This is a genomic window from Nocardia sp. NPDC020380 (assembly GCF_044386975.1).
GTDB lineage: Bacteria > Actinomycetota > Actinomycetes > Mycobacteriales > Mycobacteriaceae > Nocardia.
This window is the reverse complement of sequence record NZ_JBIRVQ010000019.1, coordinates 1-20,989: the sequence shown is the minus strand read 5'-3', so window position 1 is coordinate 20,989 and position 20,989 is coordinate 1. Positions and strand designations below refer to the sequence as shown.

Genomic DNA, 20,989 nt, shown 5'->3' with positions numbered 1-20,989 from the left:
GAGTTCATCGATGTTGAACCCTGACAACACTTTCACCGCCACTGTGCTGGGGCTGCCGCGAATCGGACCGAATCGCGAACTCAAGCGCGCCACCGAAGCGTACTGGGCGGGCCGCCTCGACGCCGCCGGGCTGCACGAGGTCGCCCGGGAGCTGCGGACGGCGCAGCTCACGCAGGTCCGGAATGCCGGGCTGGATTCCGTTCCGGTCGGCACGTTTTCGTATTACGACCAGGTGCTCGATACCGCCGTGCTGCTGGGCGCACTGCCCGAGCGGGTGCTCGGTATCTCCGACGAGCTGGACCGCTACTTCGCGGCCGCGCGCGGCAATGCCGAGGTCACGCCGCTGGAGATGACCAAGTGGTTCGACACCAACTACCACTACCTGGTGCCCGAGCTCGCGGCGGAGACCGAGTTCTCGCTGCACCCGGAGAAGCCGCTCGCCGAGCTGGAAGAGGCGCTGGCGCTGGGTGTTCCGGCCCGGCCGGTGATCGTCGGCCCGATCACCTTCCTGAAGCTGGCCAAGTCGGTGGACGGTAGCAATCTGCTGGACCGCCTGCCCGATCTGCTGCCGCTCTACGAGCAACTGCTCGGTCTGCTCGCCGATGCCGGTGCGAAGTGGGTGCAGATCGACGAGCCGTCGCTGGTCACCGATCTGTCCGAAACCGAACTCGCCGTGGTGCACACCGCGTACCGGCGGCTGGCCGAGCTGTCGGCGCGGCCGGCCATCTTGGTGGCCTCGTACTTCGGGCGGCTGGGTGCGGCGCTGCCGGTACTCGCGGAGACCGGGATCGAGGGCATCGCCGTCGATCTGGTCGCGGGCGGTGACGCGGATGTGGTTGCGGCGCGGTCGATCACGGACAAGCTGATCGTGGCCGGTGTCGTGGACGGCCACAATATCTGGCGCGTCGATCCGGACCATGCGCTGCCGCGGCTGACCGATCTGCGGGATGCCGGGGTGACGGTCGCGGTGTCGAGTTCCTGCTCGCTGCTGCACGTTCCGTACAGCCTGAAGCCCGAGACCGATCTGGAGCCGCGCCTGCGCAGCTGGCTGGCCTTCGGCAACGAGAAGCTCGCCGAGATCGTGCTGCTGGCCACCGCGCTGCACCGGGGCGAGGAGGCCGTGGCCGGTGGCCTGGACATCGCTCGCACCGCCGTGCTGGACCGCAAGGCCGACCGGCGACTGCACGTGCAGGCGGTGCGAGATCGCCTGGCGGAGCTGGACGCCGACGCGATCCGCCGCGCCCCGGCCGACGAGCGCCGCGTGCTGCAGCAGGAGCGGCTGCACCTGCCGCTGCTGCCGACCACCACCATCGGCTCCTACCCGCAGACCAGCCGGATCCGGGTGGCGCGTGCGGAATTGCGCAAGGGCGAGATCGATCAGGCCGAGTACGACGCGCGTATGCGCGCCGAGATAGCCGAAGTCGTTGCGCTGCAGGAGGAGATCGGCCTGGACGTGCTGGTGCACGGCGAGCCCGAGCGCAATGACATGGTGCAATACTTCGCCGAGCAGCTGGACGGTTTCGCCGCCACGGTCAACGGCTGGGTGCAGTCCTACGGAACCCGTTGCGTGCGACCGCCGATCGTGTACGGCGATGTGGTGCGCCCGGCGGTCATGACCGTCGAGTGGATCACCTACGCGCAGTCGCTGACCGCGAAGCCGGTGAAGGGCATGCTGACCGGTCCGGTGACCATCCTGGCGTGGTCGTTCATCCGCGACGATCAGCCGCTGGCCGATACCGCGCGGCAGATCGCCCTCGCGATCCGGGACGAGACAGTCGATCTGGAGGCGGCCGGTATCGGCATCATCCAGGTCGATGAGCCGGCGCTGCGGGAGCTCTTGCCGCTGCGCAAGGCCGATCAGGCCGCCTACCTGGAGTGGGCGGTGGATGCCTTCCGGCTGTCGACTTCCGGCGTCGCGGATGCCACGCAGATCCACACCCACCTCTGCTATTCGGAGTTCGGTGAGGTCATCGGGGCGATCGCGGGCCTGGATGCCGACGTCACCTCGATCGAGGCGGCGCGTTCGCACATGGAGGTGCTCGACGATCTCAATGCGGCGGGTTTCGACCTGGGCGTGGGCCCGGGCGTGTACGACATCCATTCGCCGCGAGTGCCGGGCGCCGAGGAGATCGAGCAGTCGCTCGCCTTGGCGTTGAAAGCCGTTCCGGCCGAGCGGCTCTGGGTCAATCCGGACTGCGGTCTGAAGACCCGTCGCACCGATGAGGTGACCGCGTCACTGCGCAACCTGGTGGCGGCCGCGCAGTCGCTGCGCTGATCGACGGCCGGGGTGTTCCGCCGCGTGCGGAACACCCCGGCCGCCTTCGGATCTCTTCTACTTTCGAGGCGAGCATGTATCCCATTTCCGGCCAGGGACGTCCGATACCGTGGCGCTCTCAACGGCTTTCACCGATCGTTTCCGGCGTGCCGTCGGTGGTGCAGAGCCTGCGCACCCATTCGGGGCCGCGGGTTCCGTTCTCCGTGGAGTTCAATCCACCTCGCGATGCCGCCGGGGAGGCCCGGCTGTGGCGGACGGTGCGCGAATTCGAGCGCATGCATCCGGCATTCGTGTCGATGACCTATGGTGCGGGCGGTTCCACCAAGGACCGGACCGTGCGCATCACCGGCCAGCTGGCGCAGCAGACCACACTGCTCCCGGTCGCGCATCTGACCGCGGTGGGGCACAGCGTGGCCGAATTGCGTGCGCTGGTAGGCGCTTACGCCGATTGCGGCATCCGCAATATCCTCGTGTTGCGCGGTGATCCGCCGGGTGATCCGCTCGGCGAATGGCGCAAGCACCCGGGCGGCGTGGAGTACGCCGACGAGCTGGTGCGGATCGTGCGCGACCTCGGAGACTTCCACGTCGGCGTGGCGTCCTTCCCCCAGGGTCATCACCGCTCCCCGGACCTGGATACCGACACCGCGTTCCTCGCCGCGAAACTCCGTGCCGGAGCCGACTATTCGATCACCCAGATGTTCTTCGACATCGAGCACTACCTGCGCCTGCGCGACCGGGTGGCCGCGCACGACCCGATCGAGGGCGCGAAACCGATCATCCCCGAACTGATGCCGATCACCTCGCTTCGCACCGTGCAGCGCGCTGTCGAGCTGTCCGGGCGTGAGTTGCCGCCGGCTGTGCTGGCCCGTTTGCGGCGTGCGGCGGGTGATGGTGCGGAAGAGGATCGGGCCGCGGTCCGTGCCGCAGGCATCGAGATCGCCACCGAGATGGCACAGCGCCTCATCGCGGAAGGCGCTCCCTGCCTGCACTTCATCACCCTCAACTTCGCCAAGGCGACGAGCGAGGTCCTGACCAATCTTGGCTACGAGGTCACCGCCGCGCCCTTGAGCGCCTGAGGCGCGGAGATCTACTATCAAATGTAGTAGCTCAAGGGAGTCGACAGTGGAAACGATAACTATCGAACGCACAATCGCCGCACCGATCACCGATGTATTCGACTGGGTGACCAACTCGCACAACTACACCCGTTTGTGGCCGGTCCTGCACGAGCATCTGCAGACGCCAGGTGAGGACGCCCCCTACGGCCTCGACGCAGTCCGCGTGGTGTTCTGCGTCGGCGCCTGCTTCTGGGAGCGAATCACGGCCTACAGCGCACCGCACTCCTTCGAGTACCACATAGATCGCAGCTTCCCGCCACTGATCCACGAGGGTGGCCGAGTCGCCTTCACGGAAACTCCCGAGGGCACGCACGTTCTCTGGGTGACCACGGCCGAACTCCGCTTCCCGATCCCCGCCGTCGCCGAATTCCTCACGCGCGCAGTGATCCGGCCGGTCCTGACCTACTCCTTCGGCCGCATCCTCGACATCGCCGCCCGCGAACTGACGAAACCCGCCTGACCGCGTCAGCAGGTCACGGCCGGGCAGGGGTCGAGCCGGTCGGCCAGGCGGGCTCGGCGCTGAGCGGACGCGCGCAGAAATGCGGCGACATGCTTGCGCAGCCGGGTCTCGCGTGCCGGCGGGTCGGGTAGGACGGGTGCATCGGGTAGGGCCGAATTGGCCTGGGCCCGTACCGCATTGACGGCAATGGGCCCGGCAATGGATAGCATGTCGATCTCCTCATACGAGCGTCAGCTGCGTACCGGCCCGGTACTGGAGCGAACAACCAGTTCGGTCGGTAGCACGACGCGTTCTTCGGTATAAGCCGGGTCGAGCAGCATGCGCCCCAGCAGCTGTCCCTTGTCCCGAATCGGTTGGCGCACAGTGGTGAGCCCCGCACTCTCCGCGGCAGGAATGTCATCGAATCCGGTGACGGAGATATCGCGCCCCGGAGTCAGCCCCCGTCGCCGCATCGCCTCGATCACCCCGAACGCAAGCACATCCCCACCCGCCGCAATCGCAGTCGGCCGATCACGTCGATCGAGCGCCAGCGCGGCGGCGGCGACCCCGGACTCGACCGAATTGTGCCCGCCGGAAACGACAGTCAGCCGCGCCTTCGCCCCGAGCCCCTCCCGAAGCCCTTGTATCCGCGACCGAGCATTGGCGTAAAGCACAGTGGCATCACTGATTTCATGCGGCGCCCCGGTAGCCCGCCCCGAGTCGACCACCATCGCGACATCCGTATGCCCCAACCCGGCGAGGTACATCCCGACATCCCGCATGGCCCCGGCTTCATCGATCACCACCCGCCGCCCAGGCGTCACATGATCTTCGGTATGCGCAAACGGCAACCCCCGCTGCGAGATCACCTCGAGCGCCGGATGCCCGACATCGATGCAATACCCGACCACCCCATCGACCACCGCGTTCCGCATGGTCTCAACCGACTCCCGCAAGGCCTCCTCATCCGCCCCCGCCTCATAACGAGGCAACGGAATAAGCAGCAACCCGGTCCGAGTCCGCTCAGCCACCTCACTCAACCCAGCCAGCAGCCCCACCGCGAACGGATCCGAAAACGCATACGACAACTGCTCGGTAAGCAGCAGCCCGATAGCCCCCGCCCGCCGACTCCGCAGTGTCCGCGCCGCAGCATGCGGCCCCGAATACCCGAGTTCGCGCGCCGCCGCAAAGATCCTCTCCCGAACCTCCGCAGACAACTGATCAGGCTTGTTGTACGCATTCGACACTGTCGACATCGACACCCCCACCGCCGCGGCAACAGCCTTCATGCTCGCTCCCGGTGTCATGCCCACCTCCTGCATGCCAGCTTCTGAATCGTTCTAGTAAAACGATACAGAAGAGTGCCGGATGGCGTCGAGAGTATTCGTCGGTCAGGATCGTGCGACGGCTGTGAAGAGTTCGATTGTGCGGCGGGCGGCGGGGTGGTCGGCGATGGTTTTGCGGACTACGAGGGAGATGTCGCGAATGGGGGTGGGGGCGAGGAGGTTTCGGGCGACTGTTCGCGGGGGGAGGTCTACCGCGGCGAGGCTGGGGAGGACGGTGATGCCGATGCCGGTGGCGACGAAGGCCAGGGCGGTGCGGTAGTCGGGGGCGTGGACCTGGAAGCAGGGGGTGAAACCGGCGCTTGCGCAGGCGTTCAGGACGACTCGGCGGCAGACGTCGTCGTTGAGTTCGTTGTCGATCCAGGAGCGGGCTGCCAGGTCGGCCATGCGGATGTCGGGGTGGCTCGCGAGGGCGTCGTCGTCGCGGAGGACCACCAGGTAGGGGTCGGAAACCAGACGGTGGACGGCTACGGTTGCCGAGGAGAGGGTCTCGGGCGAGGGGGCGTTGGGGTCGGAGACCACGATTCGCATGTCGGGGCGGCCGGTGTCGAATTCCGCCATGCGCAATTCGAGTCGCAGTTCGGGGAATTCGCGGCGCAGGGCGTCGACGATGGGTGGCAGCCAGGCGGCGCCGACCGAGGTGACGTAGCTGATGGAGAGGCTGCCCATGCGGCCTTCGCGTAGGTCGCCGACTACTCCGTCGAGGCGGCTCAGCTCTCGGAAGAGTGGCTCGGCTTCGGTGGCGAGGGCCCGGCCGGCGGCGGTGGGTTCGATGCCTCGGCCTACTCGTTCCACGAGTTGCAGGCCGGTCTGTCGTTGCAGCGCGGCCAGCTGCTGGCTTGCCGCCGACGGTGTGTAGCCGAGGGCTGTGGCGCTGGCTCGTAGTGAGCCGGTTGCGATCACCGTGCGCAGCAGTTGGAGCCGGGTGATGTCGAGCATGCGCGTGATTGTACAGTCGGACTGAACAGTAGTGCTCGATCATTCACTTGTGCTGTCCGATGGTGGGCGGTGACGATAGCGGAGTGTCCACCGAGCTGCAGCCCCGCCGACCAGGCGCGTCCACCGCCGCCACCGTTTCCGCCCGTGATTGGCGCAGTGCCGTGGCGGCACTGATCGCCGTCGTGCTGTGGGCCTCGGCCTTCGTCGCGATCCGCGATGCGGGCCCGGCCCTGTCTCCCGCTCCCATGGCCTTGATGCGGCTGGCCGTCGCGGCCGTCGCACTCACGGTGCTCGCAACGGCCCGGCGCGGAGCGTGGCAGCGGATTCCACGGGGCCGGAAACCCTTGCTGCTCATCGTGATCTACGCGGTCTTGTGGCTGGCCGGCTACACGGTCGCCCTCAACTCCGCCGAACGGCATGTGGATGCGGGCACGGCAGCCCTGCTGGTGAACGTGGCCCCGTTGCTGGTGGCCTTCGGCGCGGGAATGCTTTTCCACGAAGGACTTCCGCGCTCACTGATAGTCGGCGCCTTGATCTCCATGGCCGGTGTCGCGGCGATCGCGGTAGGTACCGACGGTCACCGCGACATGCTCGGCGTATTCCTCGGCCTGGTAGCAGCCGTGCTCTACGCAATCGGCGTACTGACGCAGAAAGCGGCACTACGCCACACCGACGGACTCACCGCCATCTGGCTCGGCTGCGTGATCGCCACGGTAGTCCTACTACCCTGGGCGCCCCAGCTGACCCGCGAACTGTCGGTCGCCCCGCCCCGCATCATCCTCGACGCCGTCTATCTCGGATTGTTCCCCACCGCACTGGGTTTCACCGCCTGGTCCTACGCCTTGAAGCGAACCCCGGCCGGCCGCCTCACCGCCACCAGTTACGCGGTCCCAGCCATCTCGATCATCCTCTCGTGGCTGCTACTCGACGAAGTCCCGACCGTCTGGGCCCTGATAGGCGGCGCGATCTGCCTTGCCGGAGTGGCTGTTTCGCGCCGCACCACCACTCAACCGAAGCCGGCCTGACAGCCTATTGAGCACTGCGGGTAGGCCGGACGGTGATCTCATTGACGTCCACATCGGCAGGCTGATCGACCGCATAGGCGATCGCATCAGCAATCGCGCCCGCCGGAAGCGCAACCCGCCGGTAGCTACGCATGGCCTCGCGAGCCTCGGGATCGCCGATACTGTCAGCCAATTCGGACTCGGTAACCCCCGGCGAGATGAGGCTGACCCGCACCACCCCACCCGATTCCTGCCGCAGCCCTTCGGAAACAGCCCGCACCGCAAACTTCGTGGCGCAATAAACCGCCGCGGTAGGCGAGACCTCCCGGGCCCCAACGGAAGCGATGTTCACAATATGCCCGCCACCTTGCTCCCGCATCCTCGGCAAAACGGCCGCAATCCCGTGCAGCACCCCCCGCAAATTCACATCGATCATCCGATCCCATTCCCCAATCAGCAGCAAGCCGCCGCGCAGTAGCCTCCCCGATCCCACTACTGCCCCCCCCCGTCACAAGCACCACCTTGCCATCGCCGTCGCCCCGCCCCTGCCCCGCCATCCGATTCATTTCCATGCAACCCACCCTGCCCGCCCAGGAAACACGCAGGGAGGCCGCCGTTCTCATAGGTGCAACGCACCCCGGACGAACCTGGACCGTCGAATTGGGCTGGTGTCGAGGGGGTGGGTTTCAGGCAACGACGGGACGTTGTGGGACGCCGGTGTATTCGCTCAGGGGGCGGATCAGGGCGTTGGATTCGCCCTGTTCGATTATGTGGGCGGTCCAGCCGGTTATGCGGCTCATTACGAAGATGGGGGTGAATACCTCGATGTCGAAGCCGAGGAGGTAGTAGGCGGGGCCGGTGGGGAAGTCGAGGTTGGGTTTGATGGCGGTGGCCTCGGTCATGGTGCGTTCGAGGATGTCGTACATGCGGACCCAGCGGTGGCCGTCGGTGGCGGTGGCTATGTCCAGGAAGGCTTGTTTCATGGTGGGGACTCGGGAGTCGCCGTTTTTGTAGACGCGGTGGCCGAAGCCCATGACCTTTTCTTTTTTGGCCAGTTTGCTGCGTAGCCATTCTTCGGCCAGGGCCGGGTCGCCGATTTCGATCATGTTGTGCATGACGGCCTCGTTGGCGCCGCCGTGTAGGGGGCCCTTGAGGGCACCGATGGCGGCGGTGACTGCGCTGTAGATGTCCGAGAGGGTTGAGGTGACGACGCGGGCGGCGAAAGTGGAAGCGTTGAAGCTGTGTTCGGCGTAGAGGATCAGGGAGACTTCGAAGGCCTTGACCAGCTCCGGCGACGGCACCTTTCCGAAACACATGTTCAGGAAGTTCTCCGCGAAGCCCAGATGTGAGTGGGGCGCAATGGGGTCCAGGCCGTGGCGGCGGCGGTGGTCGGCGGCGACGATGGTTGGGAGTACCGCCATCATGCGGAGGGCCTTGGCGCGGTTGGCTTTCGGCGAGTTGTCGTCTTCGGCAGGGTCTTCGGCGCCTAGGTAGCTGATGGCGGTGCGGACTACGTCCATTGGGTGGCAGTTGTCGGGGAGTTTGGTTACCAGGGACAGTAGTGATCGGTCGGCGCGGCGGAAGGCTCGTTCCTGCTGGGTGAATTGCGCCAGTTGGGCGTGGGTGGGGAGTTCGCTGTACCAGAGGAGGTAGGCGACCTGTTCGAAGGTGCAGTGGGCGGCGAGGTCCTGGACTGCGTAGCCGCGGTACGTGAGGGAGTTGGTTTCCGGCACCACCTTGGAGATGGCGGTGGTGTCGACGACGACGCCGGCGAGGCCCTTGAAGATGGTCGGGGTCGCGGTTTCCGTCATCATTGATTCCTTCCGAGGGTGAAATTGAAGATGTCGGAATCGAATTCGTTGTAGCGCTCGTATTGCAGGAGTTCGTAGAGGCGGCTGCGGTGTTGCATCCGGTCGAGGAGGCCTGCTTGGGTGCCGGTGGCGAGGATTTCCCGTAGGCCGGATTCGGCGGCGTACATGGCCAGGCGCAGGGTGGTGACGGGGTAGATGACGGCGTTGTAGCCGATCTTTTCCAGTGTTGTGGCCGAGAGGAGTTCGGATTTGCCGAACTCGGTCATGTTGGCCAGCAAGGGGATTGACATGGCGTACCGGAACTTCTCGAAGTCGGCCACGGTGTAGAGGGCTTCGGTGAAGATCAGGTCCGCGCCGGCATCGGCGTAGGCCTCGGCCCGGTCGATGGCGGCGTCGATGCCCTCGATACCGGCAGCGTCGGTGCGGGCGCAGATCACGAAGTTGGGGTCCCGCCGGGCCGCCACTGCCGCTCCCAGCCGCCGGAGCATGTCCTCGACCGGGATGACGGCCTTACCGTCGAGGTGTCCGCAGCGCTTGGGGTTGACCTGGTCTTCCAGATGCAGGCCCGCGATTCCGGCGTCTTCCATGACGGTGACCGTGCGGGCGGCGCTCATGGGCTCACCGAAACCGGTATCAGCGTCGATGAGTACGGGCAGGTCAGTGACGCGGGCGATCTGCTGACCGCGCCCTGATACCTCGGTCAAGGTGGTGAGACCGATGTCGGGCAGGCCGAGATCGGCGGAGAGCACCGCGCCGGAGACGTAGACGCCTTCGAAGCCGATCTCTTGAATCAGCTTGGCTACCAACGGATTGAACGCGCCGGGGAGCCGCTGAATACGTTCGGAGGCGAGTCCCGCCTTGAACGCGGCGCGCTTGTCGGCGGCCGAGATGGAGGCGGCGATCAGCCCGGTCATCAGAACAGGCCCTTCGGGGACTTCGGCGCGCGGGCGAGCACGTCCGCCGAGACGGTGAAGGTGAGCTCCGAAAGCTCACCGGCGGACAGCGATCCGGTGCGCTGGACGACCTCGAGGAAGCGATCCTGCTCGGCGGGCGCGACAACACCGTCGGCGAGGGTGCGGAACTTGGCGATGTACTGCTCGCGGGCAAACGGCCGCGCGCCCAGCGGATGTGCGTCGGCGACGGCCAGCTCGTCGGTGATCACTTCACCGCTCTTGAGCGTGACCTCGGCGCGGGCGCCGAAGGCCTTCTCGTTCGGGTCGGTGGAGTGGTAGCGCCGCGTCCACTCCGGGTCTTCGGCAGTGGAGATCTTGTTCCACAGCTCGACGGTGTCCGGCCGCTGCGCGCGCTCGGGTGCGTAGGAACGCTGGTGATGCCAGACGCCGTCCTGCATCGCGACCGCGAAGATGTACATGATCGAGTGGTCGAGGGTCTCGCGGGAGGCCTTGGGGTCGAACTTCTGCGGGTCGTTCGAGCCGGTGCCGATCACATAGTGGGTGTGATGGCTGGTGTGCAGCACGATCGACGCGATCTGAGACAGATCGCCGATGCGCTCACGCAGGCGGAACGCCAGGTCGATCGGGGCCTGGCTCTGGTACTCCGCGGAGTGCTCCTTGGTGTAGGTGTCGAGGATGCCGCGCTTCTCCTCGCCCGGACCGGGCAGCGGCACCGAGTACTCGGCGTTCGGGCCGCCCAGAAGCCAAGCGATGACGCCGTCTTCGCCTTCCCAGATCGGCGAGGGCGCGCCCTCGCCGCGCAGTGCGCGGTCTACGGCTTCGACCGCCATCTTCCCGGCGAAGGCCGGCGCGTACGCCTTCCAGCTGGAGATCTCGCCCTTGCGGGACTGCCGAGTCGCGGTGGTGGTGTGCAGCGCCTGGCCGACGGCCTGGTAGATGGTTTCGGTGTCGAGGCCGAGCAGGCTGCCGATACCGGCGGCGGCCGACGGGCCGAGGTGGGCGACGTGGTCGATCTTGTGCTCGTGCAGGCAGATCGAGCGCACCAGATCGACCTGGATCTCGTAACCCGTTGCGAGACCGCGGATCAGGTCGCGGCCGGAGCGTCCGGCGTGCTGGGCGACGGCCAGGATCGGCGGAATGTTGTCACCCGGGTGTGAGTACTCCGCGGCCAGGAAGGTGTCGTGGAAGTCGAGTTCGCGCACCGCGACACCGTTGGCCCACGCGGCCCACTCCGGCGAGTATCGGCCGTCGACGCCGAACACGGTCGAGCCCGGCTGGTAGGGGTGCGCCAGCGCCTGGGCGCGGGCATTGGCGACGGGCCGCCGGGTGAGCGAGGCCGCGGCGACCGAGGCATTGTCGATGATCCGGTTGATGATCATCTCTTCGGTTTCCGGAGCCACCTCCACGGTGTCCGCCGCGACCTCGGCGATCCGCCAGGCAAGGTGTTCCTCGCGTGGGAAGTCCTCCGCCGAACGGTGGGTGCGGACGAGATGATTCTTCACTGTCGGAAACCTCCAGCCATTGTTTTCACCGGTACTTTTCGCACGCTACACAGAGGCTGGTGTTGCGGATATACCCCGCAAATGTCGATTTTTGCGGAAGCCATCCTGTGAAATTGTAAAAGTTGTGAAACCTCCCGAGTGCTAGATTTCGGTCATGCAGAAGATGTACGCGGGCGGACGTCTGCGCGCGCTGCGGGAACAGCGTGGGCTCTCGCAGTCCGCTCTCGCCAAGGTGCTCGGGATATCGGTCAGCTACGTCAATCAGCTGGAGCATGATCAGCGCCCGCTGACCGTGCAGGTGCTCCTGCGGCTCAATTCGAGTTTCGACCTCGACATGGGTTTCTTCGCCGCGGACACCGACGCGCGGCTGATCGCCGACCTCACCGATGTGTTCGCCGACGATCCCGAAGGCACCGTGATCACCACGGCCGAGATCGACGATCTCGTCGCCCGCATTCCCGCGGCCGCGCACCTGCTGGTCGGCTTGCACCGCCGGCTACGCGGTGCGACCGAGCAATTGGAGCGGGTCTCCGCCGGATTGGACGGCGGCGCAACGGATTCCACCACCGCCCGCCCCTACGAAGACGTCCGGGACTACTTCTACGACCGCCGCAATCACATCCCGCAGCTCGATGCCGCCGCCGAGGAGTTGTTCGCGCACAACGCCCTGACCATCGGCGGACTCGATCTGCAGCTCACCCAGCTGCTGCGCGAACAGCACGGCATCGTGGTCGTGGTCCGCAGCGACGATCCGGACCACCCGGGCCCGAAACGGCAGTACGACCCCGAGTCCCGCGTACTCGCCCTGGCGCGCAGGCTTTCTCCGGGACAGCGCGCCTTCCAGCTGGCGACGCAGCTGGCCTTCCTCACCCAGTCCGCCACCATCGGCGACCTCATCGACGAGGCCGACACCATGCCCGAGCCTTCCCGCGGGGTGCTGCGGACCGGGCTGGCCAACTACTTCGCGGGCGCGCTCATCCTGCCCTACGCCCGGTTCCAGCAGGCCGCCGAAACCCTGCGCTACGACATCGAATTGCTGGCCGCCAAGTTCGAGGTCGGCTTCGAGACGGTCTGCCACCGCCTGTCCACCCTGCAGCGCCCCGGGCAGCGCGGCATCCCGTTCTTCTTCGTTCGCACCGACCGGGCGGGCAATATCTCGAAACGCCAGTCCGCCACCGCATTCCACTTCTCCCGGGTCGGCGGCAGCTGCCCGCTCTGGGTGGTGCACGAAGCCTTCGCCACTCCCGGCCGTATCCGCACCCAGATCGCGCAGATGCCCGACGGCCGCAACTACTTGTGGCTGGCCCGCACCACGGACGAGAGCACCCCCGGATTCCTTTCTCCGAAGCGGGATTTCGCCATCGGCCTCGGCTGCGATCTCGCGTATGCGAGCAAGCTCGTCTACTCCTACGGCCTGCCCATCGACGACCCGCGTACGGCGGTCCCCATCGGCGCGGGTTGCAAGGTCTGCGAACGCACCGATTGCAGCCAGCGCGCCTTCCCCCAGCTTGGTCGCCCCATTCGCGTCGACGACAACAGCGCCCTCACCGTCCCCTACGCCCCGGAACCCTGATTACCGATAGCCGATGTCGGAGAGGAACTTCAGGGTGAGTTCGGCGACGCGGTCGGGGGAGTCGGCCTGGATGTGGTGGCCGCCGCCTTCGACCGATGCGACGTCGCCCAGGCCCGGAGGCATGAGGGTGGCGATGGCTTCGCCCTCCGCCGCCGGGTGGGGGAAGTCGGGGTCCGCGGTGCCCATGATGACGAGGGCCGGGCAGGTGATGTGGGGGAGTTGAGCCTCGGCGTCGGCGGGGGTGGTTTTGCCGGTCTTCATGAATTCGGCGAATCTGCCCGGCTCACGCAGTTTCTGCGCCAGGGCGGTCATGTAGCGGTCGTAGTCGGCCGGTTTGATCGGGTAGGCGACGTCCAGGTAGCGCAGCCACTGGGGGAGGCTCTTGAACAGTTGCGTCGTGCCCAGGCGGAGCAGTCCCTTGCGGTAGCGGGGGATGGTGAGGAAGGCGCCGGTGTCGAAACCCTGTGTCCTGGTGAACGGGTTGAGTTCGATTATCGCGCTGACGGATTCGGGCCCCTGAGCCGCGGCGATGGTGGCCGCGCCGCCGGAAATCGAATTACCGATGATGATCGCCGGCCCGCCGAGGTGACCGATCAAGGCGAGCAGGTCACCGGCGATGTCGGTACGCGAAATGGCGTCACTGCCATCCGCCCGTTGCTGATGGTCAAGTACTCGATCATGAAGAGCTTTCCGATAGTTGCCGCGTACACCGTCGCCGGTGGTCTCCGGATTTGAGGGAATTGCCGATGATGGTCCCGGCGACGGTGACTCGCATCTCCCCGCGATCCGGGGATGAGGTAATCGTGCCGTCCGCCGTCGCACGCGGACGAGGCGTGATTCGCACACGAGCGTTCGGGTGCGCTACATGATCGCTGGCAGGCTGTGAGCGCCTGCCAGGCTCGTTCCCAGGGTTGTGGTGGATGATCACCCCGCCGTCCATGGAACCGAAGGAGACGATCGGCGTGCGATTCCGAGCCCTGCCGTCCATCGTGGTCGTCGTCGCCAGCGTGCTGCTCGGGTCCGCGGCCGCAGCGCCGCCGTATCTGGTGCCGCGCGCCGGGGCGGGTGAGATGATCGCACCGCCGATGGGGTGGAACTCGTGGAACTCCGGAATCGAGTTGACCGAGCAGAACATCCACGAGGTCATCGACTCGATGGTGGCGTCCGGGATGCGGGACGCGGGGTACCGCTACGTCGATCTCGACGCGGGCTGGGCCTATCCGGAACGGGATCTCGCCGGGAATCTGCAGGCGGATCCGCGCCGCTTCCCGCACGGGATGGCCGCGCTGGCCGATTACGCGCATCAGCGCGGGATGTACCTGGGGCTGTATTCCAGTCCGTACAACGAGATCTGCGGGCAGACGCCGGACAATGCCAGTCTCGGGCACGAGGTCGACGATGCGCGCACCTTCGCCTCCTGGGGCGTCGACATGCTCAAATACGACTGGTGCCGGAACGATGCCGATCTGGCCACCCAGGTGCGGGACTTCACCGCCATGCGGGATGCCTTGCACGCCAGTGGCCGGCGCATTCTCTACAGCATCAATCCGAACAGCTCGAACAATCTGCACGCGGCCGCCGACTACGACTGGTCACAGGTCGCGAATATGACACGCAATACCTCGGATCTGATTCCGCTGTGGCGCAATGGGTTGCCCGAACTGCCCATCGGCACGACCACGACCCGTAGCCTGCTCGGCGTCACCGACGAGGTCGGTGCCGCGCAACCGCTGGCCGCCCGCAGCCGGCCCGGTTACTGGAACGATCCGGACATGCTCGTGGTCGGGATACAGCTCACCGAGTTCATCGCCGCGCATCTCGCCGGGTTCCCCGAGACCGTCCTCCGCGGTGCGCTCACCACGGATCAGATGCTGTACCTGGAGTCTTCGCTCGAGGTTTCGCCCCAGGTCATCGCACAATTGCGTGATCCGCAGTTCAGCCTGAATCCCGACGAACAACGTGCGCACTTCTCGCTCTGGGCCATGCTGGCCGCGCCACTGCTGGCGGGCAATGATGTGCGCTCCATGACCGAGCAGACCCGCAGCCTGCTGACCAACCCCGATGTCATTGCGGTAGACCAGGATCCGGCCGTCATCCAGGCCGCACCGCTGCCCGGTGACGCCCGGATCCTCACCAAGCCGCTCACCGACGGCTCGTTGGCGGTGGCGATGTTCAACACCGCCGATGCTCCGGCAACTATCGAAACAACGACTGCCGCACTGGGATTGCATCCGTCGGGTTGTTACACCGTCCGAGATCTGTGGGCGCACAACGGCACCACCACAACAGGCCCGTTGCGGGGCGCGGACATCCCTGCGCACGGCGTCGCCATGCTGAAGATCTCGGCGGCGTGCTGAGCTTCAAATCTGTTGAGCTGCAACCTGATTACGGTTCGAGTCGGCGGCGTCGCGTGCCAGTGCGTCGACGCTGCCCGGAGCGGCGGTGCCGACGAGTAGTTACAGACCGGGTGCCTGCTGCACGTCGAACGCCTGATAGATCAATTCGAGCCGGGAGTTCCGGATCGACCCCGTCGGGTGCGGCGGCGGGCTCGGGCCTGGGCAGCAGGCCCGCCAGCCGGAATAGATGCCAATGCGCATCGCCGTCCAGGCGCAGGGCCCGCGCGATGGCATCGACCACCTGCCCGGACGGGTTCGTCTCACGGCCCTGTTCCAGCCGCGTGTAGTAATCGACGCTGACCCTGGCCAGCACGGCGACCTCTTCGTGGCGCAGACCGGTGACCCGGCGGGCGCCTGTGATCGGCATGCCCACCTCCGGCGGGGTCAGCCGGGAGCGGCGGGCGCGCAGGAACTCGCCGAGTTCATTGCGGGTCATCGCCCCAGCTTACGTGCGCCGATCCTGGGTGCCGCACACCCAGGAAGCCACGACCTGCCTGTTCCGCGCGACCGGCTGCATGCTCTGGGGCACCAGCCGATCGTCGAGAGAAGAGGTCATCGTGACCGAGGTGTCCAGCAAGGTTGTCCTGATCACCGGAGCGAGCAGCGGAATCGGTGAGGCCACCGCCCGCCTCCTGGCCGCCGCGGGCCACCGGGTGGTGCTGGGCGCCCGGCGCGAGGATCGAATCAAGGCCATAGCCGCAGAGATTCGAGCCGCGAGCGGCAGCGCCGAACACCATGTGCTCGATGTCACCAGCTTGGAATCGGCGCAATCGTTCGCCGCGCAGGCCTACGAGCAATACGGGCGGGTCGATGTACTGGTCAACAACGCGGGCGTGATGCCGCTGTCCACACTGGATGCGCTCGCGGTCGAGGAGTGGAATCGGATGATCGATGTCAATATCCGCGGAGTCCTGCACGGCATCGCCGCGGTCCTGCCACTGATGCGCGCCCGCAGTGCAGGCCACATAGTCAATCTCGCCTCGGTCTCCGGCCACCGCGTCGACCCGACCGCAGCGGTCTACAGCGCCACCAAGTTCGCGGTCCGCGCCATCTCCGAGGGTCTGCGCGAGGAGAGCCGCGACATCCGCGTCACCGTCATCACCCCCGGCTTCACCAGCAGCGAACTCGCAGAAGGCATCCGCAACAACGACATTCGCGAGGAGGTCCGCACAGGCATGCAATCGGCCCTGCCCGCAAGCGCGATCGGCGCTGCAATCGAATACGCCATCACCCAGCCACCCGAGGTCGACATCAACGAAATCATCGTCCGCCCAACAGTCCAGGGCTGACCTACGGTCCGCACCTTCGGTTCCTCCGCCCACGGCCACGTCAGTAGCGCGGTCTTGGTGAACTTCACGAGCGGTGCTTCGGTCTGATCGCAGATGTTGCGCTGGGACAGTAGGTTGTTCGATACAGGGGCAAGCGTGCGGCATCATCGATGCCGTCTACCCGCAGTCGGAAGCATGCGCAGTGCCGCAAAGGCTTTCGTGACGGACGCTCACATTCCCACGCGAAGGAGGCGGCGTGCGCGCCAGCCCTCGGTGCGCAAGGGGATCTCGATGGTGCCGGCGCCGCCGGCGTGCTCCTCCAGGACCGTGCGCGCCCGGGCCAGGCGGGTGCGCCGGTCGTCGGGATCGGCGATGATCATGCCGCTATAGGTGGCCAGCCAGGCCACCGCATCGTCGAGGGTCATGACGCGGGTGAACGCGAACGACTCCCGCTCGCCGGGTTCGAACAGGTCATTGTCGGGCAGCTTGAACTCGTCACGGTGACGCCGCAGCTGCGCGTCCGAGGGCAGCGGTTCGAGATCGCGCGCCCGCTCCAGCTCCCGCACCCAGTCGACGGCCCGATCCCGGCTGGTCCGCACCACCCCGAGCCGCCCGCCGTCGCGCAGCACCCGGCCGATCTCCCAGGTGGCCCGCTCATGATCGAACCAATGCCAGGCCGCGGACACGAACAACGCGTCCACACTGGCATCGGGCAACGGGATCGCCTCGGCGGTGCCCTCTTGCACCCGCACCCCCGGTGACCGGGCCTGCAACACCGCCCGCATGCGCCCATCGGGCTCGACCGCGATCACCTCGGGCACCCGCTCGGCCACGGCCCGGGTCAGCAATCCGGTCCCCGCGGCCAGATCCACCGCGATCGCACAGCCATCCGGAACGAGCCAATCCACCGCCGCCGCGGCCGGACCGGGACGGAACCGGTCGTAGTCCGCGGCGATCGATCCGAACGATGTGGCCCGCTCCAGATGTTCAGTCATGGTCACCACGGTAGGTGTCAGTGCGCCATTTTGCCGTTGTCGACCGTGTAGACGGCACCGTGCACGGCCGCGGCGTCCTCGGAACAGAGGAAGGCGATGACCGTCGCGACCTGCGCGGGGTCCATCAGCCCGCGAGCGGTCGCCGTCTTCATGATGAGGGCGTAATCGGGGTCCTCGGGGAAAGTGAAGTTCTGCAGCAGCGGCGTGGTCATGCCACCGGGGCACACCGCATTCACACGGATCCCACGCCCGTCGAATTCCAGCGCCATCGCCCGGGTCAGGCCGATCAGCCCGTGCTTCGCCGCGCAATAACCGGCCGAATAGGCCTGTCCCTCCAAGCCCGCGATAGAAGCGACATTCACAATGCAACCCTGCCGCTCGAGCAGCTGCGGGAGCGCAGCCCGGGAAAGAAAGAACGGCGCATTCAAATTGATCGCCAGATCATGCGCCCACTCATCGTCACTGGTCTCGCCCGTATGCCGCATGGTGTGCGCCCCGGCCGCATTGACCAGAATATCCACCCCACCGAACCGATCCACACACGATTCCACCACCGCCCCGCAAGCCGCCGGATCAGTCAAATCCGCCACCTTCCAAGCGTTTTCAGGCCCCCCGAGAGTCTCCCGCAACCGCTCCTCATCCCGCCCCACCCCGAAAACCCGCGCCCCACCCCCACTCAGCGACCGCGCGACAGCCTGCCCCAAACCGGACGAGGCCCCGGTAACCACCGCCACCCGCCCCGCAAACCGTCCCGCACCCTCAACCGCCATGCCTATCTCCATCGCTCGTAGCCTCATAGACGGTATCCTTACTCGAGGGGAAAAGTAAGGAGAAGTCATGGACGCGGTTGCTCGGTTGACGTCGAAGGGCCAGCTAACGGTGCCCAAGGCGATTCGGGATGCGCTCGAACTGCACGTTGGTGACAACGTGCTGTTTCGCGTCGAGGGGCAGGTCGTAGTGCTGGCGCGGACTCCTGACCTGCTCGAGCTCGCCGGAAGTGTGCCGGTGCCGCCGCAGGTCCGCGGACGGTCCTGGGAGGAAATTCGCGAGGCCGCATGGGCATCGCAATGGCGAGAAGGTGAGGCGTGACGGTCTTTCTGGACACCAACATCCTCATCCGCCACCTCACCCAGGATCCGCCTGAAATGGGGAGGCGCGCGAGCACCTTTCTCGCGCAATCGGATTCACTACATCTGCCGGATATGATCCTGGCCGAGACGGTCTACGTCCTGCAAAGCGTGTACCAGGTTCCCAGACCTCAAGTCGCCGCCCTGGCCCGCGTACTCGCCAGTTCGCGGAACATCGTGACCGACGATCCGGCCCTGCTCATCCGGACAATCGATGTCTACGAGCACTATCGGCTTTCGTTCGCCGACGCTTATCTGGTAGCTCTGGCAGAAGCCGCCCCGGGATCGAGCATCGCTTCTTTCGACAAAGGCATCGGCAAGGTCGAGACCATAGTCCGCATCGAGCCGTGATCGCTCGGTAGCGTTGGACTTCGATTGCCGCCCGTCTCCGGCTCCTGCTGAAGTTGCGGGACGCGGACCCCGCGCATTACACGCAAACTTGTCTGGCCGACCTCTCCGGCATGTCTCAGCAGAATGTCTCCTACCTGCTCTCGAAGTCTGCCGTGTCATAGAGCAGCGAGAAGTGGTCTGAGGGGTTTATTATTGGATTTGTAACTTTTTCGCGGACGAATCCAATACTGAAACGAGGCTGGTGCGGGGATGGCGACGGACAATGCCCGTGGCGCGGAACTGCTCGCGGGGCTGGCCCGGCAGCCGCTGCGAACTGTCGGGCCGGCGGCGGTTGCCGCGGTCTCCCGGCATCCGCGACAGCAGTTGGCTCGGCTCGTCGATCGGGGGGTGCTGCATCGGGCCGCGCAGGGGTATTACGTCGTGATCCCTCAGGAGTACGTCGGTACCGCGTGGCTGCCGGGGTTGGAAGCGGTGGCGGCGGGGATCGGCGCCGTGATGTTCGGCGTAGACGACGCGATCATGATGGGCGTCAGCGCCGCACGGATGCACGGCGTGATCCCGCGCTCGCTGGGGGTTGCGGTGGTTGCGGTGCCCCGGCAGCGCGCTGCGTTGCAGTTGGTCGACCGAGATGCCTTGGTGCGGTTCGTCGCTCGTGACACGGCTCGGCTGGATGCGGAGTTGATCCGAACGGAATTAGGTGGGGCGCTTGTGACTACACCGGAGCAGACGGTGCTGGACTTGACTCGCCGTCCGAATTTGGGGGACGCGGCCGTGGATGTGCCGGCCGCGATCCGGGCGCTCTATCGGCGCTGCGATCGGGAGAGGTTGGCCGAACTGGCAGCCGAGCAGCGCATGCGAGCGACGTTGGACCGCGTGACCGCGATGGTCGGTGAGTGATGAGTTCAGGATTCGACGAGCGCGCCGACATCGCCTCGCGGTTCGGTGTATCGGCTGCTCAGGTGCAGCGTGATTACCTGATCTCGCTTGTGCTCGCGCACTTGGCCGAACGGCATGCCGAAAGCGTGCTGTTCATCGGTGGCACCGCGCTGGCTCGCACGCATCTGCCCGATGGCCGCCTGAGTGAGGACATCGATCTGATCGCGCTGGGCAGGAGAACGGAGATCGCTGATCGGTTGACCCGCGATCTGCCACGTGCGGCGTTGCGTCGTTTCGGCAGATTGAAATGGCGACCAGCCTTGACCGAGGTGTCGGGATCCGATGCCGCGTATCTCATGAGCGATGACGAGAGCATCATCCTGAAGATTCAATTGCTGTCACGGATCGGGATGCCGTCGTGGCCGACCGAGTCGAAGGTGCTTGTTCAGCGGTATCGAGATGCTCCCGAGGCGATGCTTCGAGTGCCGACGCGGTCCGCCTTCGTAGCCGGAAAGACGTTGGCGTGGTGTGATCGCGGTGCCGCCCGAGACCTGTGGGATCTGTGGGCTCTCGCGAACATCGACGCGATCGACGGCGACGCGGCCGAGTTGTTTCGCCGCTATGGCCCGACCAACAAGGTGCCACAGCCATGGCAATTCGCCACCGCGCCGACCGAGCGGCAATGGCACGCCCAGCTCGCAGGCCAAACCCGCCTTACCGTCTCCGCGCAGGACGCGCTCGAAATCGTCAGTGCAGCTTGGGAACAGGCGGCTGATTGACCGCCCGCTGGCCTCGTGCCGAATCAGGTTGCGGCGGTTCGCGCCGGCGGAGTGGCACCTGACTGCAGCTACAACAACACGCCCCTGCCATGAACTGTGGATTTCCGCCGAAATGCCGATAGTTTGGCCGGTTCATCGTCGAGCGCTTCAGTCTCTGGTTCTACTGGACTCGAGTGCGCGGTAATGCCGATTTCAGGATGTCCGAGGTGGCAGGCGACCGGACACTGCTGCCGAGGACTCGCGACGTACTCGTGCAGGTGGTGTGCTGTTCACTTGGCG

The 20,989-nt window shown here is 66.2% G+C and carries 22 protein-coding genes; 11 read left to right on the top strand and 11 right to left on the bottom strand.

The genetic code is table 11. From position 1 onward, the window contains the following. Window positions 1-10 precede the first annotated feature (10 nt). The 3 genes from metE (at window position 11) to ACH438_RS39530 (ending at window position 3,853) form a co-directional block, all read left to right on the top strand. Entirely contained in the window at window positions 11-2,275 is a 2,265-nt protein-coding gene (gene metE, locus ACH438_RS39540; RefSeq protein ID WP_397015101.1) for a 5-methyltetrahydropteroyltriglutamate--homocysteine S-methyltransferase, read from the top strand. 155 nt (window positions 2,276-2,430) lie between these two features. Further along, on the top strand, window positions 2,431-3,351 hold the full coding sequence (locus ACH438_RS39535) for a methylenetetrahydrofolate reductase (protein WP_397015333.1): 921 nt from the start codon (window positions 2,431-2,433) through the stop codon (window positions 3,349-3,351). Between the two features lie 46 nt (window positions 3,352-3,397). After that, a complete protein-coding gene (locus tag ACH438_RS39530) occupies window positions 3,398-3,853 on the top strand; it encodes an SRPBCC family protein (protein WP_397015099.1) in 456 nt (151 codons plus the stop codon). Between the two features lie 5 nt (window positions 3,854-3,858). Here the strand turns inward: ACH438_RS39530 and ACH438_RS39525 are convergent, their stop codons facing one another. The 3 genes from ACH438_RS39525 to ACH438_RS39515 form a co-directional block, all read right to left on the bottom strand. Then, complete coding sequence (locus ACH438_RS39525; RefSeq protein ID WP_397015098.1) at window positions 3,859-4,062, bottom strand: hypothetical protein; 204 nt, start codon at window positions 4,060-4,062, stop codon at window positions 3,859-3,861. A 21-nt stretch (window positions 4,063-4,083) separates the two neighbouring features. Next, a complete protein-coding gene (locus ACH438_RS39520) occupies window positions 4,084-5,154 on the bottom strand; it encodes a LacI family DNA-binding transcriptional regulator (protein ID WP_397015096.1) in 1,071 nt (356 codons plus the stop codon). Window positions 5,155-5,223: 69 nt separating this feature from the next. Further along, on the bottom strand, window positions 5,224-6,114 hold the full coding sequence (locus ACH438_RS39515) for a LysR family transcriptional regulator (RefSeq protein WP_397015094.1): 891 nt from the start codon (window positions 6,112-6,114) through the stop codon (window positions 5,224-5,226). A gap of 83 nt (window positions 6,115-6,197) precedes the next feature. Between ACH438_RS39515 and ACH438_RS39510 the strand changes: the two genes are divergently transcribed. Then, a complete protein-coding gene (locus tag ACH438_RS39510; protein WP_397015092.1) occupies window positions 6,198-7,139 on the top strand; it encodes a DMT family transporter in 942 nt (313 codons plus the stop codon). Between the two features lie 4 nt (window positions 7,140-7,143). Here the strand turns inward: ACH438_RS39510 and ACH438_RS39505 are convergent, their stop codons facing one another. The 4 genes from ACH438_RS39505 to prpD form a co-directional block, all read right to left on the bottom strand. Continuing rightward, window positions 7,144-7,554, bottom strand: coding sequence for an SDR family oxidoreductase (locus tag ACH438_RS39505; RefSeq protein WP_397015090.1), 411 nt, complete (start codon window positions 7,552-7,554; stop codon window positions 7,144-7,146). Window positions 7,555-7,804: 250 nt separating this feature from the next. Continuing rightward, window positions 7,805-8,929, bottom strand: coding sequence for a bifunctional 2-methylcitrate synthase/citrate synthase (locus tag ACH438_RS39500; protein WP_397015088.1), 1,125 nt, complete (start codon window positions 8,927-8,929; stop codon window positions 7,805-7,807). Next, window positions 8,929-9,843 (bottom strand): methylisocitrate lyase, encoded by a 915-nt coding sequence (prpB, locus tag ACH438_RS39495; protein WP_397015086.1) that lies wholly within the window; start codon window positions 9,841-9,843, stop codon window positions 8,929-8,931. Before prpB ends, ACH438_RS39500 begins: the two co-directional genes overlap by 1 nt. Next, window positions 9,843-11,345 carry a 2-methylcitrate dehydratase PrpD gene (gene prpD, locus ACH438_RS39490; RefSeq protein WP_397015084.1) on the bottom strand — a complete coding sequence of 501 codons (1,503 nt, stop codon included), beginning with the start codon at window positions 11,343-11,345 and terminating at the stop codon, window positions 9,843-9,845. The genes prpB and prpD overlap by 1 nt, the downstream gene beginning before the upstream one ends. Before the next feature lie 154 nt (window positions 11,346-11,499). Between prpD and ACH438_RS39485 the strand changes: the two genes are divergently transcribed. Continuing rightward, window positions 11,500-12,918, top strand: coding sequence for a short-chain fatty acyl-CoA regulator family protein (locus ACH438_RS39485; RefSeq protein ID WP_397015082.1), 1,419 nt, complete (start codon window positions 11,500-11,502; stop codon window positions 12,916-12,918). Here ACH438_RS39485 and ACH438_RS39480 read toward each other — a convergent pair whose 3' ends face one another. Beyond that, window positions 12,919-13,740, bottom strand: coding sequence for an alpha/beta fold hydrolase (locus ACH438_RS39480; RefSeq protein ID WP_397015080.1), 822 nt, complete (start codon window positions 13,738-13,740; stop codon window positions 12,919-12,921). 98 nt (window positions 13,741-13,838) lie between these two features. On the opposite strand from ACH438_RS39480, the gene ACH438_RS39475 reads away from it, so the two are divergent. After that, a complete protein-coding gene (locus ACH438_RS39475) occupies window positions 13,839-15,275 on the top strand; it encodes a glycoside hydrolase family 27 protein (protein ID WP_397015078.1) in 1,437 nt (478 codons plus the stop codon). Window positions 15,276-15,303: 28 nt separating this feature from the next. Here ACH438_RS39475 and ACH438_RS39470 read toward each other — a convergent pair whose 3' ends face one another. Next, on the bottom strand, window positions 15,304-15,750 hold the full coding sequence (locus tag ACH438_RS39470; protein WP_397015076.1) for a helix-turn-helix domain-containing protein: 447 nt from the start codon (window positions 15,748-15,750) through the stop codon (window positions 15,304-15,306). Window positions 15,751-15,871: 121 nt separating this feature from the next. On the opposite strand from ACH438_RS39470, the gene ACH438_RS39465 reads away from it, so the two are divergent. Next, entirely contained in the window at window positions 15,872-16,603 is a 732-nt protein-coding gene (locus tag ACH438_RS39465; protein WP_397015331.1) for an SDR family oxidoreductase, read from the top strand. A 209-nt stretch (window positions 16,604-16,812) separates the two neighbouring features. Here ACH438_RS39465 and ACH438_RS39460 read toward each other — a convergent pair whose 3' ends face one another. Together ACH438_RS39460 and ACH438_RS39455 are read right to left on the bottom strand one after the other, a co-directional pair. Then, window positions 16,813-17,577 carry a class I SAM-dependent methyltransferase gene (locus ACH438_RS39460; RefSeq protein WP_397015074.1) on the bottom strand — a complete coding sequence of 255 codons (765 nt, stop codon included), beginning with the start codon at window positions 17,575-17,577 and terminating at the stop codon, window positions 16,813-16,815. Between the two features lie 17 nt (window positions 17,578-17,594). Next, a complete protein-coding gene (locus ACH438_RS39455; RefSeq protein ID WP_397015072.1) occupies window positions 17,595-18,347 on the bottom strand; it encodes an SDR family NAD(P)-dependent oxidoreductase in 753 nt (250 codons plus the stop codon). 67 nt (window positions 18,348-18,414) lie between these two features. On the opposite strand from ACH438_RS39455, the gene ACH438_RS39450 reads away from it, so the two are divergent. The 4 genes from ACH438_RS39450 (at window position 18,415) to ACH438_RS39435 (ending at window position 20,710) form a co-directional block, all read left to right on the top strand. Continuing rightward, on the top strand, window positions 18,415-18,666 hold the full coding sequence (locus tag ACH438_RS39450) for an AbrB/MazE/SpoVT family DNA-binding domain-containing protein (RefSeq protein ID WP_397015070.1): 252 nt from the start codon (window positions 18,415-18,417) through the stop codon (window positions 18,664-18,666). Continuing rightward, window positions 18,663-19,055: a PIN domain-containing protein gene (locus ACH438_RS39445; protein WP_397015069.1), complete on the top strand. Its 393-nt coding sequence runs from the start codon at window positions 18,663-18,665 to the stop codon at window positions 19,053-19,055. Before ACH438_RS39450 ends, ACH438_RS39445 begins: the two co-directional genes overlap by 4 nt. Before the next feature lie 249 nt (window positions 19,056-19,304). Then, on the top strand, window positions 19,305-19,952 hold the full coding sequence (locus ACH438_RS39440; RefSeq protein WP_397015067.1) for a type IV toxin-antitoxin system AbiEi family antitoxin: 648 nt from the start codon (window positions 19,305-19,307) through the stop codon (window positions 19,950-19,952). Continuing rightward, window positions 19,952-20,710: a nucleotidyl transferase AbiEii/AbiGii toxin family protein gene (locus ACH438_RS39435; RefSeq protein ID WP_397015065.1), complete on the top strand. Its 759-nt coding sequence runs from the start codon at window positions 19,952-19,954 to the stop codon at window positions 20,708-20,710. The genes ACH438_RS39440 and ACH438_RS39435 overlap by 1 nt, the downstream gene beginning before the upstream one ends. Window positions 20,711-20,989 lie beyond the last annotated feature (279 nt).